The following is a 13,951-nucleotide window of genomic DNA, read 5'->3' as shown; positions in this document are numbered from 1 at the left end:
CCCTGTTCGCCATGCGCCTTGACCGTTTCCTTGCCAACCTGCCCTGTTACAACCGCCAGCAAGTTCGCCTGCTGCTGGTGCAGCGCCGTGTGCGGGTCGATGGCATCGTCGCGGCCGACCCGTTGACCCCGGTGCGTGAGTTCAGCCGCGTCGAAGTGGATGAACAACTGCTGCAGGCCGGGCGGCCGGCGCGCTACCTGATGCTCAACAAGCCAGCCGGGTACGTCAGTGCCACGCTCGACCCGCAGCACCGCACGGTGCTTGAGCTACTGCCCGCCGAGATGCGCGAGGACCTGCACATTGCCGGGCGCCTGGACTTCAACACCACCGGCCTGCTGATCCTGACCAACGACGGCCAATGGTCACGGCGCCTGACCCAGCCAACCACCAAGCTGCCCAAGCATTACCTGGTCGAGACCGAGGACGACATTGGCCCGCACTATGCCGCCACGTTCCAGCAAGGCCTGTACTTTGCATTCGAAAACCTCACCACCCTGCCCGCCCAGCTCGACATCCTCGGCCCGCGCCGGGCCCGGCTGGCGATCGTCGAGGGGCGGTACCATCAGGTCAAACGCATGTTCGGCCATTTCGACAACAAGGTGGTGGGGTTGCACCGTGAGAGCATGGGCGCGATTCGCCTGGACCCAGGGTTAGCGCCAGGCGCCTACAGGGCGTTGACCGACGAGGAAGTTGCCGGCGTCTAGGCCTCTGCCTGGTCCAATACGACCGCCCAGCGGTTCAGGTCACATTTTTACCCGAACGGCACTTGCAGGATTCCCAGGCCACTGCTTGAATCCAAATCGTCAGTCTGCATGTGACTCGTGAGTCACGCCCGCAGCCGAAGACACTTTTTGCCGGCCACCCAAGGCCTAGATGCCTTGGGGCACGGCAAATTGCCCGCCAAAAACAATACCGTCGACACGTGTGCCAAGGATCGACACTGGGCCCCCCGTTACTCTTCAAGGCAAATGCCTACCTGTCATAAAGAACGTGCACCCTAGGTGACGCGAATACCCTTTTTGCGCCAGGAGTCGATGACATGAGGCCAGAAATTGCTGTACTTGATATCCAAGGTCAGTATCGGGTTTACACGGAGTTCCATCGCGCGGATGCAGCCGAGAAGACGATCATTTTGATCAACGGCTCGCTGGCCACTACGGCCTCGTTCGCCCAGACGGTGCGTAACCTGCACCCGCAATTCAACGTCGTGCTGTTCGACCAGCCGTACGCCGGCAAGTCCAAGCCGCACAACCGCCAGGAGCGGCTGATTACCAAGGAGGCCGAGGCGCATATCCTTCTTGAGCTGATCGAGCACTTCCAGGCCGACCACGTGATGTCGTTCTCGTGGGGCGGTGCAAGCACGCTGCTGGCGCTGGCGCACCAGCCGCGGCGGGTGAAGAAGGCCGTGGTGAGTTCGTTCTCGCCGGTGATCAATGAACCGATGCGCGACTACCTGGACCGTGGCTGCCAGTACTTGGCCGCCTGTGATCGCTACCAGGTCGGCAACCTGGTCAACGACACCATCGGCAAGCACCTGCCGTCACTGTTCAAGCGCTTCAACTACCGCCACGTCAGCAGCCTGGACAGCCACGAGTACGCGCAGATGCACTTTCACATCAACGAGGTGCTGCAACATGACCTGGAACGGGCATTGAGCAGGGCGCGCAACATCGACATCCCGGTGCTGTTCATCAACGGCGAACGTGACGAATACACCACGGCCGAAGATGCCCGTGAGTTTGGCCGCCATGTAGGCAAGAGCCACTTCAGTGTCATCCGCGATGCCGGGCACTTCCTCGACATGGAGACCAAGGCAGCCTGCGAAGACACCCGCAGCGTACTGCTCGGCTTCCTCAAGCCGACCGAGCGTGAGCCACGTCAACGCTACCAGCACGTACAGGGGCAGCATGCACTGGCCATCTGAGCGCATCGGCGTCCTGTAGTGATTACCCGCAGGCTATGGGCCGCCGACAAGCTTTTTTATAACTTGGGCTTCTAATTCGTGAAGGGTTCTGGTAAAAAGTCGAACGCAGACGCGGGTATAGTTTAGTGGCAAAACGAAAGCTTCCCAAGCTTTAGTTGAGGGTTCGATTCCCTCTACCCGCTCCACCACGCATTCCCGCATGACGTTCCAGCAACGTCATCGCTGTTTAAAGGAGCCTTGGCTCCTTTTTTCGTTTCTGGTCCCCGCCTTTCCATCTCCAAGCCCTTTCCTTGACCTGGCCCATGGCCACTTTGTTGCCGATCCGCTTGAATGCGCGACCGACGAATCCGCTTGCAAGCGAAACGGCTTGAAGCGCATATGCTTCAGGGATTCGTGAAACATTCAGAAAGGACCCCGCATGTTTCTGTCCCGCTGGCTACCTGGCCTCGCCAACCTGCTGCACTACCGCCGCGCGTGGTTCCACGCTGACCTGCAGGCCGGGTTGTCGGTTGCCGCCATCCAGATCCCCATCGCCATCGCCTACGCCCAGATCGTCGGCCTGCCACCGCAATATGGCCTGTATGCGTGCGTACTGCCCATGATGGTGTACGCCCTGATCGGCAGTTCGCGCCAGCTGATGGTCGGCCCGGACGCCGCCACTTGCGCAATGATCGCCGGCGCCGTGGCGCCCCTGGCACTGGGCGACCCACAGCGCATCGCCGAACTGTCGGTGATCGTCACCGTGCTGGTTGGCGTGATGCTGATCGCGGCGGGGCTGGCCCGAGCGGGCTTCATCGCCAGTTTCTTCTCGCGGCCGATCCTGATCGGCTACCTCAACGGCATCGGCCTGAGCCTGATCGCCGGGCAGTTGTCCAAGGTGGTGGGGTTCAAGATCGAGGGCGATGGGTTCATCCTCAGCCTGGTCAACTTCCTGCAGCGCCTGGGCGAGATTCACCTGCCTACCCTGGCCATCGGCCTGTGCGCGCTGGCCCTGCTGATCTGGTTGCCACAGCGCTACCCACGGCTGCCTGCGGCGCTGGTGGCCGTGGCACTGTTCACCGTACTGGTCGGCCTGTTCGGCCTGGACCGCTTGGGTGTCGCTATCCTCGGCCCGGTACCGGCCGGCATGCCGCAACTGGCCTGGCCGCAAAGCAACCTGGCAGAAATGAAGAGCCTGTTGCGCGATGCCTTGGGTATCGCCACCGTCAGTTTCTGCAGCGCGATGCTCACCGCCCGCAGCTTTGCTGCGCGCCATGGCTATGCCATCAATGCCAACCATGAGTTCGTGGCGCTGGGCGTAAGCAACCTGGCTGCGGGGATGTCCCAAGGGTTTGCCATCAGTGGCGCCGATTCACGCACCGCAGTCAACGACATGGTCGGCGGCAAGAGCCAACTGGTGGGGATCATCGCCGCGCTGGTGATCGCCCTGATTTTGCTGTTTTTCACCGCCCCCATGGCCTGGATCCCCCAGGCGGCGCTGGGCGCCGTGCTGCTGATGGCAGGCTGGGGGCTGATCGACATCAAGTCGCTGAAGACCATAAGGCGCCTGAGCCGCTTCGAGTTCTGGCTGTGCCTGCTGACCACGGTTGGCGTACTGGGCCTGGGCGTGCTGCCGGGTATCGTATTTGCCGTGACCCTGGCGATCCTGCGCTTGCTGTACAGCATCTACCAACCCACCGACGCGGTGCTGGGCTGGCTGCCAGGCACCGAGGGCCAGGTCGACATCCGCAAGTTCAAGGACGCCCGCACCGTGCCGGGCCTGGTGGTGTACCGCTTCGACGACGCGATCCTGTTCTTCAACGCCGACTACTTCAAGATGCGCCTGCTGGAAGCCGTGCAGAGCCAGGCCCAGCCCAAGGCCGTGCTGTTCGATGCCGAAGCGGTGACCAGCATCGACGTCAGCGGCATCGCCGCACTGCGCGAGGTGCGCGACACCCTGGCCGCCCAAGGCATCTTCTTCGCCATCGCCCGCGCCCGTGGCACCTTCCTGCGCATGCTGGTGCGCTCAGGGATGGCCCGGGAGATGGAGGACAAACTGCTGTTCGGCTCGGTACGGGCCGGGATCCGCGCTTACCGGGTATGGCGCAATAGGAGCCGTGCGCCAGCGGCTGAATAAAGGAAGGAGGTCATTGAACGCCGCGGCGTTAATATGAGTCAATATCATTATCATGCAAACCTTCTGGCCATCGCCAGCCTCAATCACCAGGGGCTTGCCTGGCATGTTAAAGTCGCCCCCGTTTCCCGCGCCGCCCAACGGACCCCGCATGCCCGCACCTGACACTCACCTCGCCACCTGGCCAGCACTCGACCAACGCCACCCTTGCGACGCCCTGCTGCTGGGCAACGGCGCCAGCCGCGCACTGTGGAAGCCGTTTGGCTATTTCTCGCTGTTCGAGGAAGCGCAACGTGCGGGCCGTAAGAAGGGTTTGGCGATCAGTGACCAGGCCCTGTTCAAGTCGCTTTCCACGGAACTGTTCGAGCCGGTGCTCAGCGCGCTGAACACCACCGTACGGGCCAATGCCGCCCTGGCCATCAACTCCACCGCGCCGCTGAACCGCTATTACTCGATCAAGGAAGCGCTGATCCATGCTGTGCGCACGCTGCACCTGCCCTGGCCGCTGATGCCGGCCACCACGCTGGCCACGCTGAACCAGGCCCTGCGCGGCTATCGCAACATCTACACCAGCAACTACGACCTGATCCTGCCATGGGCCGTGCAGCACGCCCCGCAAGGTTTTGCCGAGCTGTTCGATGAGCAGGGTTTTTTCGACGTACGCCGCACCCGCAGCGAAGGCACCCGCGTACTGCACCTGCATGGCGGCCTGCACCTGCTGAAGCTGCCGGATGGCACTACCCGCCAGCGCAGCGCCGAAAGCGCCGAACTGCTCGATGGCTTTGCCGTGAACATTCCGGGTGAAGTGCCGTTGTTCGTCAACGAAGACCGCAGCGACGAGAAGCTTCGCGCTATTCGTCACTCGGACTACCTGAACTGGTGCCTGGGGCAACTCGCGCAGGAAAGCCAGGGGCTGTGCCTGTTCGGGCAGCATCTGGACAACAGTGACCAGCACTTGGTCGAGGCTGTTCGCCAAGCTCGCCCCCGCCATTTGTCGATTGCCATCCGGCCGTTGGGGGAGGCTTCGGTGATCAATCAGCAGCAGCACTACATTGATCGGTTCGGGGATCTGCCGGCGACTGCGCTGCACTTTTTCGATGCGAGCACGCATCCGTTGGGGTTGGCGGAACTGGCGATCGAGGTGCCGACTGCTCGCCGTTGAGGCGAGCAGGGCTTATCGGTTCAATAGGCCAGCTTCGGTGAATCACCGAAGACGCGCTGGTATGCGCTTGATACATTGACCGTCATCGCGACGCGAGCCAGTTCAAGGGTCTCCTGGCCGATAGCGTAGCTGCCGCGGGCTTGCAACCAAACCAGAATTTCAGCCAGATGCCAAAGCGAAGCACTTCCCTCGTGAATGGGCGCAGGGAAGCTATGAGCGTGTGAGAGCATCAGTTTGCGCATGTTCTGGCGCGAAACACCCACGATTTCAGCCACATCAGTAAGCCCGACGAGGTCTGGCGTCGCTTCGATCAGGCGTGCCTCAGGCACTGCTTCGCGAACATCCTTGAGCGCACTCTCGATGGCCTCCCGGGCCGATGGAGACTCGCGGACAAAAGCCAGCGCCAAGCGACCGGGCTGGCCTACGCCAACCAATGCGTCCTCACAGCCTGCTTGGGCCAGGCGCTCCAGAAGCGCATCGGCATCTTCGTCTTCGTTCAGTTGATACTTGAGGGTGAATTCATATTCCATCGCTACCGTTCCTCAGCCACATTTGCTGCGCCTTTCGCCGTCCTGTTGCCAGAGCAGTTATCCACGACACGCCGGAGCTGGCGTGCGAAATTTCCAGGATTCTTGGGGGTACTCCAGACGCTAGTGATGCAAAACTCTGCACAACGGCAATCGGTGTCGTTGAAGGGGCAATACATCTTCCCCCAGCAATGCCCCCCACCCACCACGACTCGCCACCCCTGTAACTCGGCGTGCTTCAAGGCCTGCTCGACCTCCTTCTTGGCATGACTGGGGCGTGACATCAGCTTTTCTCCAGTGTGGGCTTGCAACAACAAAGTTGTCAAATGACAACCAAGCCATCTGACGCATGCACGCCACACTACAGCTATCCTCGCGCCAAACTCGGCCGCTAGGTGGTCTTGAGAATTCTCCTACGCGTATTCAGGAACAATGCACCTTCGGCCCGGCTGGTATGAATGGGGGCTGGTGCCAGTTGCCGCGCTCAGATCAACCCATCCCCGCGCAACAGTGTCTCCAGGCAATGCTCCTGCACCCCATAAAACGCCTTGAGCTGCGCAATCTTCTCCAGCAGCGCCCCGTTATCCACCGCCTGCCTGCGCTTGACCGCCAGAATCATCTTGTTCTTGTTGGTGTGCTCCAGCGAGATGAACTCGAACACCTTGGTCTCATAACCACAGGCTTCCAGGTACAGCGCGCGCAGGCTGTCGGTGAGCATCTCGGCCTGCTGCCCCAGGTGCAGGCCGTACTGCAGCATCGGCTGCAGCAACCCCGGGCTGTGCAACTGCGGGCGGATCTGTTTGTGACAGCACGGCGAACACATGATGATCGCGGCGTTGCAACGGATGCCGGTGTGGATGGCGTAGTCGGTGGCGATGTCGCAGGCGTGCAAGGCGATCATCACCTCGATCGCTTCGGGCACCACGCTGCGCACATCACCGCACTGGAACTCAAGGCCAGGGTGCTCAAGCCGCGCAGCGGCGGCGTTGCACAGGTCGACCATTTCCTGGCGCAGCTCGACACCCGTCACCTGGGCTTCGCGGCCCAGGGTATTGCGCAAGTAGTCGTGCATGGCAAAGGTCAGGTAGCCCTTGCCCGAGCCGAAGTCGGCCACCCGCAGGGCCTGTTCGGCTGGCACCGGCGCGCTGGCCAGGGCGTGCTCGAACACCTCGATGAACTTGTTGATCTGCTTCCACTTGCGCGACATCGACGGGATCAACGCCCCTTGTGCATCGGTCACACCCAGGTCACGCAGGAATGGCCGCGACAATTCCAGGTAGCGCTTCTTCTCGCGGTCATGGGCACTGCTCGCTGCCGCTTCACGCGGGGCCTGGGCGCCGTGGCGCTGGAGCATGGGCTTGCCCTTCTTGCTGAACGTCAACTGCACTTCGCCGTCGGCATCGAACAGGTGGGCATTGCGAAAACTCTCAGGCAGCAATTCAGCCACCAGCACTTCGGCCTGCTCCAGCGGCAGGTTGCGGGTGATGTCCCGGGTCTGGTGGCGATACACCAGCGACAGGCAGGGCTGGCCCTTGACCTGCAACGGTTTGGCGATGATCCGCTGCAAGGTCGAGTCGGCACCGACGTGGCGCGCCAGCACCAGTTTGACCAAGGTATTGCCGTGCAGGGCGGTGCTCAACAGCGCGAGGAACTGGGCACGCGCATCTGGCGCGGTTGAAGCAGAAGAACTGGCGGACATGAAAAACGGTGCCTCGGGTAGCAGGGGGCGCGTTGCGCAATGCCCCGTATTCTACAGGTGTGGCGGCGAGCTTGCCGCCCCCTCACTCGCCAGCCGCGTTCAGTCCAGAATGACCAGGCGATTAGGCAGCTCGTTGCGCGTATGGGTGGGGGGTACATGCTGGCTGAGCGCCTCGCCACAGGCCTCGATGCATTCGACAAACCCCTGCACGGTCCGACCCTGGCGGACCTGTTCGGCAAAACGGCCGACGATGGCCGCGCGGGCGCTGGCATCGAGGTAACGCTCGACCCCTTGGTCGACCAGGATCTCCACATGCCGCTCCGCCTCGCTGACGAAAATCAGCACCCCCGTGGCAGCCGTGGTGCGCTGCAGGTTCTGCTCGCGAAACTGCTGACGGGCCAGGCTCGACGCACGCCAGCGGCGCAAGGCACGGGGGATCAACCAGCCGGCCAGGCGCGGGTTGCGCAACAGCAGGCACAAACCGATGAACACCAGCACATTGGCCACCAGCAGGCCACGCATACCGGGCCAGCCAAGCACTAACTGCAGCAGGCCAGGCACGGCCAAGGCCAGCACGGCAGCCCAGAACAGCGGCAGGTAGGCGTAATCGTCGGCACGCCTGGCCAGCACCGTGACCAGTTCGGCATCGGTGCGCCGTTCGGCGCGGGCAATGGCTTCGGCGATCTGGCGTTGATCGTATTCGTTGAAAGGGGTCATGCCAGCGGTCTCTCGATCGTTCTTATTGTTGTTGTCCAGGCACGCAGGGCGCCATCGGCAGCCGATATATTCAGGCATAATCCGCCGCTGGCAGCATTGCCCCCGAACTGTACAACAATAGTCGCCTGATAACTTCGGCCGCGCGCGTATCACTGTGGATACGGTAGAGGCCCCACAACGGAATCCATGATGAAACTGTCTTTGCTGGGCCTGGCCATGGGCCTTGCCAGTCAGGCGGCCCTCGCCGCCCAAACCGCCCCGCCCCTGCAAGACAAGCAGGCGTTCATCAATCACCTGATCAGCCAGATGACCGAGGCCGAGAAGATCGGCCAGTTGCGCCTAATCAGCATCGGCCCGGAGATGCCGCACGAGAAGATCCGCGAGGAAATCGCCGCAGGGCGTATCGGCGGTACCTTCAACTCGCGCACCGCGCCCGAGAACCGGCCGATGCAGGACGCGGCCATGCGCAGCCGTCTGAAGATTCCGATGTTCTTCGCCTACGACACCGTGCACGGCGAACGCACCATTTTCCCGATCGGCCTGGGCATGGCCGCCACCTGGGACATGGACGCCATTGCCAAGGTCGGCCGCACCGCCGCCATCGAAGCCGCGGCCGACGCCCTGGACATGACCTTCGCCCCGATGGTCGATATCGCCCGCGACCCGCGCTGGGGCCGCACCAGTGAAGGTTTCGGTGAAGACACCTACCTGACCTCCAGAATCGGCCAGGTGATGGTCCGCTCGTTCCAGGGCAGCAGCCCGGCCAACCCCGACAGCATCATGGCCATCGTCAAGCACTTCGCCCTGTACGGCGCGGTGGAAGGCGGCCGCGACTACAACACGGTCGATATGAGCCTGCCGAAAATGTACAACGACTACCTGCCGCCCTACCGCGCCGCGCTCGACGCAGGTGCGGGCGGAGTGATGGTGGCGCTCAACTCGATCAATGGCGTGCCAGCCACCTCCAATACCTGGTTGATGAACGACCTGCTGCGCAAGGAGTGGGGCTTCAAGGGCGTGACCATCAGCGACCACGGCGCCATCCAGGAGCTGATTCGCCACGGCGTCGCCCGCGACGGCCGAGAAGCCGCGAAGCTTGCGATCAAGGCCGGCATCGACATGAGCATGAACGACACCCTGTACGGCGAAGAGCTGCCAGGGCTGCTGAAGGCCGGCGAAGTGACCCAGGGCGAGCTGGACCAGGCGGTGCGCGAAGTGCTGGGCGCCAAGTACGACATGGGCCTGTTCAAAGACCCGTACGTGCGAATCGGCAAGGCCGAAACCGACCTCAAGGACTACTACGGCAACGACCGCCTGCACCGCGACGCCGCGCGTGACGTGGCCCGCCGCAGCCTGGTCCTGCTGGAAAACCGCAACCAGACCCTGCCCCTGAAGAAGGCCGGCACCATCGCCCTGGTCGGCCCGCTGGCCGATGCACCGATCGACATGATGGGCAGCTGGGCCGCCGACGGCAAACCGGTGCATTCGGTGACCGTGCGCGAAGGCCTGCGCCGCGCCGTGGATGGCAAGGCCAAGCTGGTCTACGCCAAAGGCTCCAACATCACCGGCGACAAGGCGATCTTCGACTATCTGAACTTCCTCAACTTCGATGCCCCGGAAATCGTCGATGACCTGCGCCCAGCCGCCGTGCTGATCGATGAAGCAGTCAAGGCGGCCCAGCAGGCCGACGTGGTAGTGGCAGTGGTCGGCGAGTCGCGCGGCATGTCCCACGAGTCGTCGAGCCGCACCACCCTGGAGATCCCGGCCAGCCAGCGCGAGCTGATCAAGGCCCTGAAAGCCACCGGCAAACCGCTGGTACTGGTGCTGATGAATGGCCGGCCGCTGTCGATCGCCTGGGAGCGTGAGCAGGCCGACGCCCTGCTCGAAACCTGGTTCAGCGGCACCGAGGGCGGCAATGCCATCGCCGACGTGCTGTTCGGCGATTACAACCCGTCCGGCAAACTGGCCATCACCTTCCCGCGTTCGGTCGGGCAGATTCCGATGTACTACAACCACACACGCATTGGCCGGCCGTTCACCCCCGGCAAGCCTGGCAACTACACCTCGCAGTACTTCGAAGAGCCCAACGGCCCGTTGTATCCGTTTGGTTATGGTTTGAGCTACAGCAGCTTCGAACTGTCGGGCCTGACCCTGTCGGCCAAGGACCTCAAGCGTGGCGATACGCTGGAGGCCAAGGTCACGGTGAAGAACACCGGCAAACGCGACGGCGAAACCGTGGTGCAGCTGTATCTGCAGGACGTTTCGGCGTCCATGAGCCGCCCGGTCAAGGAGCTGAAGAACTTCCAGAAACTGCCGCTCAAGGCCGGCGAGTCACGGACATTGACCTTCCGCATCAGCGAAGAAGACCTGAAGTTCTACAATAGCCAACTGCAGCGGGTTGCCGAACCTGGCGAGTTCAACGTTCAGGTAGGGTTGGATTCCGAGTCGGTGCAACAGCAAAGTTTCGAGTTGCTGTGACACGCCTGTGAACAGTACCGGCCCTTCGCGGGTTTACCCGCGAACAGGCCGGCCCTGCTATCCCTTTCATGCGGATCTGCCCCATGGCTTTTTCCTTTCGCGCCCTGCGTCTGGGGCTGATCATCCTGTTCATATTGCTCGGCACCGCCCTCAGCGCGGGCTGGGCCATGCACCAGGCCAAGCGCCAGGCCATGGAGGACGACGCCCAGCGCGCCAGCCAGCAGCTCGGCCTCTATGCCAACGCACTGCACACCCTGATCGAACGCTACCGCGCCCTGCCGGCGGTGCTGGCGCTCGACCCGGAGCTGATCGAAGCGTTGCGCGGCCCGGTCAGCGAGCCGGTACAGGACGCCCTGAACCGTAAGCTCGAACGCATCAACGGTGCCGCCAACTCGTCCACCCTCGAACTGCTCGACCACACCGGGTTGGCCATCGCGGCCAGCAACTGGCGACTGCCGAGCAGCTACGTCGGCTCCAACTACGGCTTTCGCCCCTACTTCAAGCAGACCCGCAGCCAGGGCAGCGGGCGTTTCTACGCCGTCGGTGTGACCAGCGGCGTGCCAGGCTATTTCCTCGCCAGCGCGGTAACCGACGAGCAAGGCCGCTTCCTCGGTGCCATGGTAGTCAAGCTCGAGTTCCCCGAGCTGGAACGCGAATGGCGCCAAGGCAGCGATATTCTGTTGGTCAGTGATGCCCGCGGTATCACCTTCATTGCCAACCAGGACGGTTGGCGCTACCGCGAGCTGCAGCCGCTCAGCGGCGCTGACCGTGCCGAACTGGCCGAGACTCGGCAATACGACAAACAGCCTCTGGTGCCTTTGCAGCACCAGGTGCTGACCCAGTTTGCCGACAACAGCCACCTGAGCCGCGTGCATGGCCCGCAGGGGGTCGCCGAATACCTGTGGGAAAGCCTGCCGTTGCACGGTGAGGACTGGACCTTGCACCTGCTGCGCAAACCGCAGGTCGCGGCCGACGGCCGCAATGCCGCCCTGGGGGCCGCCGCCGTGTGGCTGAGCCTGGTCTTCGCGGCGCTGTTCGTCAGCCAGCGGCTGCGCCTGGCACGCTTGCGCCAGCGCAGCCGCGAAGCCCTCAAACGCCAGGTCGAGGAGCGCACCCGTGAGCTGCGAACCGCACAGGAAGGCCTGGTGCAATCGGCCAAGCTGGCTGCACTGGGGCAGATGTCAGCCGCCATGGCCCACGAGATCAATCAGCCCCTGACCACCCAACGCATGCAACTGGAGACCCTGCGCCTGCTGCTCGACCATGGCCGCTACGACGAGGCCCGCCAAGCCCTGGAGCCGCTGGAGCAGATGCTCACGCGCATGGCCGCGCTCACCAGCCACCTGAAAACCTTTGCCCGCAACAGCCCGGTCGGGCTGCGCGAGCGGCTGGACCTGGCCTCTGTAGTCGACCAGGCACTGCACCTGCTGGACACGCGCATCCGCACCGAAGGCGTCGAGGTGGCGCTGTACCTGGCGCGCCCCGCCTGGGTCCGCGGTGATGCGATCCGCCTGGAGCAAGTGCTGATCAACCTGCTGCGCAACGCCCTCGACGCCATGGCCGACAAACGCTACAAGCGCCTGGAGGTCCGCATCGAGCTGGATAACGACCAGTGGCGCCTGAGCGTGCTCGATTCTGGGGGCGGTATTGGTGATGAGCACCTGGCCAAGGTCTTCGACCCGTTTTTCACCACCAAGCCGGTGGGTGAAGGGCTAGGCCTGGGCCTGGCCATTTCCTATGGCATCGTGCATGAGGCGGGCGGCCAGCTGCAGGCCGAAAACCTGCCTGGCGGCGCACGCCTGAGCCTTACCCTGCCCCGCGACCTGGAGCCTGTATGTTGAATTCAGTGATCGTTGTCGACGATGAAGCCAGTATCCGTACCGCCGTCGAGCAATGGCTGAGCCTGTCCGGCTTCAGCGTGCAACTGTTCGCCCACGCCGAAGCGTGCCTGGCGCAACTGCCAGAGCACTTTGCCGGGGTGATCATCAGCGATGTGCGCATGCCGGGCATCGATGGCCTGCAGTTGCTCGAACGCCTGCAAACGGCTGACCCCGACCTGCCGGTGATCCTGCTGACCGGCCACGGTGACGTACCGATGGCGGTGGAGGCCATGCGCAACGGTGCCTACGACTTCCTCGAAAAACCCTTCACCCCGCAACACCTGCTGGGCAGCCTGCGCCGAGCCCTGGAAAAACGCCAGCTGGTGCTGGAAAACCGCCGGCTGCACGAACAGGCAGACTTCAAGTCGCGCCTCGAAGGCACCCTGCTAGGCATGTCCCAAGGCCTGCAGCAACTGCGTCGGCAGGTACTGGACCTGGCCGGCTTGCCGGTCAATGTGCTGATCCGCGGCGAAACGGGCAGTGGCAAGGAGCGCGTGGCCCGCTGCCTGCACGATTTCGGCCCGCGGGCGGCTAAGCCCTTCGTTGCCCTCAACTGCGCGGCAATCCCCGAATCGCTGTTCGAGGCCGAGCTGTTCGGCCATGAGAGCGGTGCCTTCACGGGCGCCCAGGGCAAACGGATCGGCAAGTTGGAATATGCCAATGGCGGCACGGTGTTCCTCGATGAGATCGAGAGCATGCCCCTGGCCCAGCAGGCAAAACTGTTGCGCGTGATCCAGGAACAGAAGCTCGAACGGCTGGGCGCGAACCAGAGCATCAGCGTCGACTTGCGCATCATCGCCGCGACCAAACCCGACCTGCTGGAAGAAGCCCGTGCCGGGCGCTTTCGTGAAGACCTCGCCTACCGCCTGAACGTCGCCGAGCTGCGGCTGGCGCCGTTGCGTGAGCGGCGTGAAGACATCCCGTTGCTGTTCGAGCACTTTGCCCGTGCTGCCGCTGAGAAGCTGGGCCGAACAGCGCCGGTGCTCAGCGCCAGCCAGCTGGCGCAGCTGCTGTGCCATGACTGGCCGGGCAATGTGCGCGAGTTGGCCAACGCGGCAGAGCGGCACGCGCTGGGGCTGGGTTCGCCGAACAGTGAAGTGGTGCCGGCCGGGCAGTCGCTGGGCGAGCAGATGGAAGCGTTCGAAGCGCAGTGTTTGCGGGCGGCGTTGCGCCAGAGCAAGGGCGAGATCAAGGGGGTGATGGAGGCTTTGCAACTGCCGCGGCGGACGTTGAACGAGAAGATGCAGCGGCATGGGCTGGTGCGGGAGGATTATATCGAGCGGTAGGCGGTTTTCCGCTTATCTGATGAGCGGGGTAAGCGGATATTTGCTTATGGCGGCTCGTTTGGGGCTGCGCTGCAGCCCTTCGCGACGCAAGGCCGCTCCTGCACGGGCGCCTTGCCAGGCCTTGGTAGGCGGGCTGGGTGCCATGCGTGCCCGCAAATGAATCAC

Annotated in this window: 11 protein-coding genes and 1 tRNA gene; 8 read left to right on the top strand and 4 right to left on the bottom strand. The window is 63.3% G+C overall.

Features of this window, described 5'->3' with window-relative positions:
- The first annotated feature begins 11 nt into the window (after nt 1-11).
- The 5 genes from CKW22_RS13245 to CKW22_RS13225 all read left to right on the top strand — a co-directional run bounded on the left by CKW22_RS13245 (nt 12) and on the right by CKW22_RS13225 (nt 5,199).
- Entirely contained in the window at nt 12-704 is a 693-nt protein-coding gene (locus tag CKW22_RS13245; protein WP_033702731.1) for a pseudouridine synthase, read from the top strand.
- A gap of 335 nt (nt 705-1,039) precedes the next feature.
- Nucleotides 1,040-1,924 (top strand): alpha/beta fold hydrolase, encoded by an 885-nt coding sequence (locus CKW22_RS13240; protein ID WP_033702732.1) that lies wholly within the window; start codon nt 1,040-1,042, stop codon nt 1,922-1,924.
- Between the two features lie 111 nt (nt 1,925-2,035).
- A tRNA-Gly gene (locus tag CKW22_RS13235) sits at nt 2,036-2,109 on the top strand.
- Nucleotides 2,110-2,342: 233 nt separating this feature from the next.
- On the top strand, nt 2,343-4,040 hold the full coding sequence (locus CKW22_RS13230) for a SulP family inorganic anion transporter (protein ID WP_095064217.1): 1,698 nt from the start codon (nt 2,343-2,345) through the stop codon (nt 4,038-4,040).
- 148 nt (nt 4,041-4,188) lie between these two features.
- The gene (locus CKW22_RS13225) at nt 4,189-5,199 is read left to right on the top strand and encodes a DUF4917 family protein (protein WP_033702734.1); all 1,011 of its coding nucleotides are present in this window, start codon (nt 4,189-4,191) and stop codon (nt 5,197-5,199) included.
- A gap of 20 nt (nt 5,200-5,219) precedes the next feature.
- On the opposite strand, the gene CKW22_RS13220 is transcribed toward CKW22_RS13225, so the two are convergent.
- From CKW22_RS13220 to CKW22_RS13205, 4 genes are all read right to left on the bottom strand, one after another.
- Nucleotides 5,220-5,729: an AlpA family transcriptional regulator gene (locus CKW22_RS13220; RefSeq protein WP_047583615.1), complete on the bottom strand. Its 510-nt coding sequence runs from the start codon at nt 5,727-5,729 to the stop codon at nt 5,220-5,222.
- A 2-nt stretch (nt 5,730-5,731) separates the two neighbouring features.
- Nucleotides 5,732-6,010 (bottom strand): hypothetical protein, encoded by a 279-nt coding sequence (locus CKW22_RS27825; protein ID WP_095064216.1) that lies wholly within the window; start codon nt 6,008-6,010, stop codon nt 5,732-5,734.
- 200 nt (nt 6,011-6,210) lie between these two features.
- Nucleotides 6,211-7,425: an SAM-dependent methyltransferase gene (locus CKW22_RS13210; RefSeq protein ID WP_047583613.1), complete on the bottom strand. Its 1,215-nt coding sequence runs from the start codon at nt 7,423-7,425 to the stop codon at nt 6,211-6,213.
- Nucleotides 7,426-7,524: 99 nt separating this feature from the next.
- Nucleotides 7,525-8,142, bottom strand: a complete 618-nt coding sequence (locus CKW22_RS13205) for a TPM domain-containing protein (RefSeq protein WP_033702995.1) — start codon at nt 8,140-8,142, stop codon at nt 7,525-7,527.
- 186 nt (nt 8,143-8,328) lie between these two features.
- Between CKW22_RS13205 and bglX the strand changes: the two genes are divergently transcribed.
- From bglX to CKW22_RS13190, 3 genes are all read left to right on the top strand, one after another.
- Nucleotides 8,329-10,620 carry a beta-glucosidase BglX gene (bglX, locus tag CKW22_RS13200; RefSeq protein ID WP_033702736.1) on the top strand — a complete coding sequence of 764 codons (2,292 nt, stop codon included), beginning with the start codon at nt 8,329-8,331 and terminating at the stop codon, nt 10,618-10,620.
- A gap of 83 nt (nt 10,621-10,703) precedes the next feature.
- Nucleotides 10,704-12,461: an ATP-binding protein gene (locus tag CKW22_RS13195; protein WP_095064215.1), complete on the top strand. Its 1,758-nt coding sequence runs from the start codon at nt 10,704-10,706 to the stop codon at nt 12,459-12,461.
- Nucleotides 12,455-13,786, top strand: a complete 1,332-nt coding sequence (locus tag CKW22_RS13190) for a sigma-54 dependent transcriptional regulator (RefSeq protein ID WP_047583609.1) — start codon at nt 12,455-12,457, stop codon at nt 13,784-13,786. Before CKW22_RS13195 ends, CKW22_RS13190 begins: the two co-directional genes overlap by 7 nt.
- The last annotated feature ends 165 nt before the right edge of the window (nt 13,787-13,951 follow it).

This window comes from Pseudomonas sp. Irchel s3f19, from assembly GCF_900187555.1.
Lineage (GTDB): Bacteria > Pseudomonadota > Gammaproteobacteria > Pseudomonadales > Pseudomonadaceae > Aquipseudomonas > Aquipseudomonas capeferrum.
The sequence above is the reverse complement of the archived record's forward strand: the minus strand, read 5'-3'. Positions and strand labels throughout refer to the sequence as shown.

Coding starts and splice junctions, on each gene's coding strand:
- CKW22_RS13210 (WP_047583613.1), bottom strand. CDS start 7,425: ATGTCCGCCAGTTCTTCTGCTTCAACCGCGCCAGATGCGCGTGCCCAG.
- CKW22_RS13205 (WP_033702995.1), bottom strand. CDS start 8,142: ATGACCCCTTTCAACGAATACGATCAACGCCAGATCGCCGAAGCCATT.
- bglX (WP_033702736.1), top strand. CDS start 8,329: ATGATGAAACTGTCTTTGCTGGGCCTGGCCATGGGCCTTGCCAGTCAG.
- CKW22_RS13220 (WP_047583615.1), bottom strand. CDS start 5,729: ATGGAATATGAATTCACCCTCAAGTATCAACTGAACGAAGACGAAGAT.
- CKW22_RS13240 (WP_033702732.1), top strand. CDS start 1,040: ATGAGGCCAGAAATTGCTGTACTTGATATCCAAGGTCAGTATCGGGTT.
- CKW22_RS13230 (WP_095064217.1), top strand. CDS start 2,343: ATGTTTCTGTCCCGCTGGCTACCTGGCCTCGCCAACCTGCTGCACTAC.
- CKW22_RS13190 (WP_047583609.1), top strand. CDS start 12,455: ATGTTGAATTCAGTGATCGTTGTCGACGATGAAGCCAGTATCCGTACC.
- CKW22_RS27825 (WP_095064216.1), bottom strand. CDS start 6,010: ATGTCACGCCCCAGTCATGCCAAGAAGGAGGTCGAGCAGGCCTTGAAG.
- CKW22_RS13225 (WP_033702734.1), top strand. CDS start 4,189: ATGCCCGCACCTGACACTCACCTCGCCACCTGGCCAGCACTCGACCAA.
- CKW22_RS13245 (WP_033702731.1), top strand. CDS start 12: ATGCGCCTTGACCGTTTCCTTGCCAACCTGCCCTGTTACAACCGCCAG.
- CKW22_RS13195 (WP_095064215.1), top strand. CDS start 10,704: ATGGCTTTTTCCTTTCGCGCCCTGCGTCTGGGGCTGATCATCCTGTTC.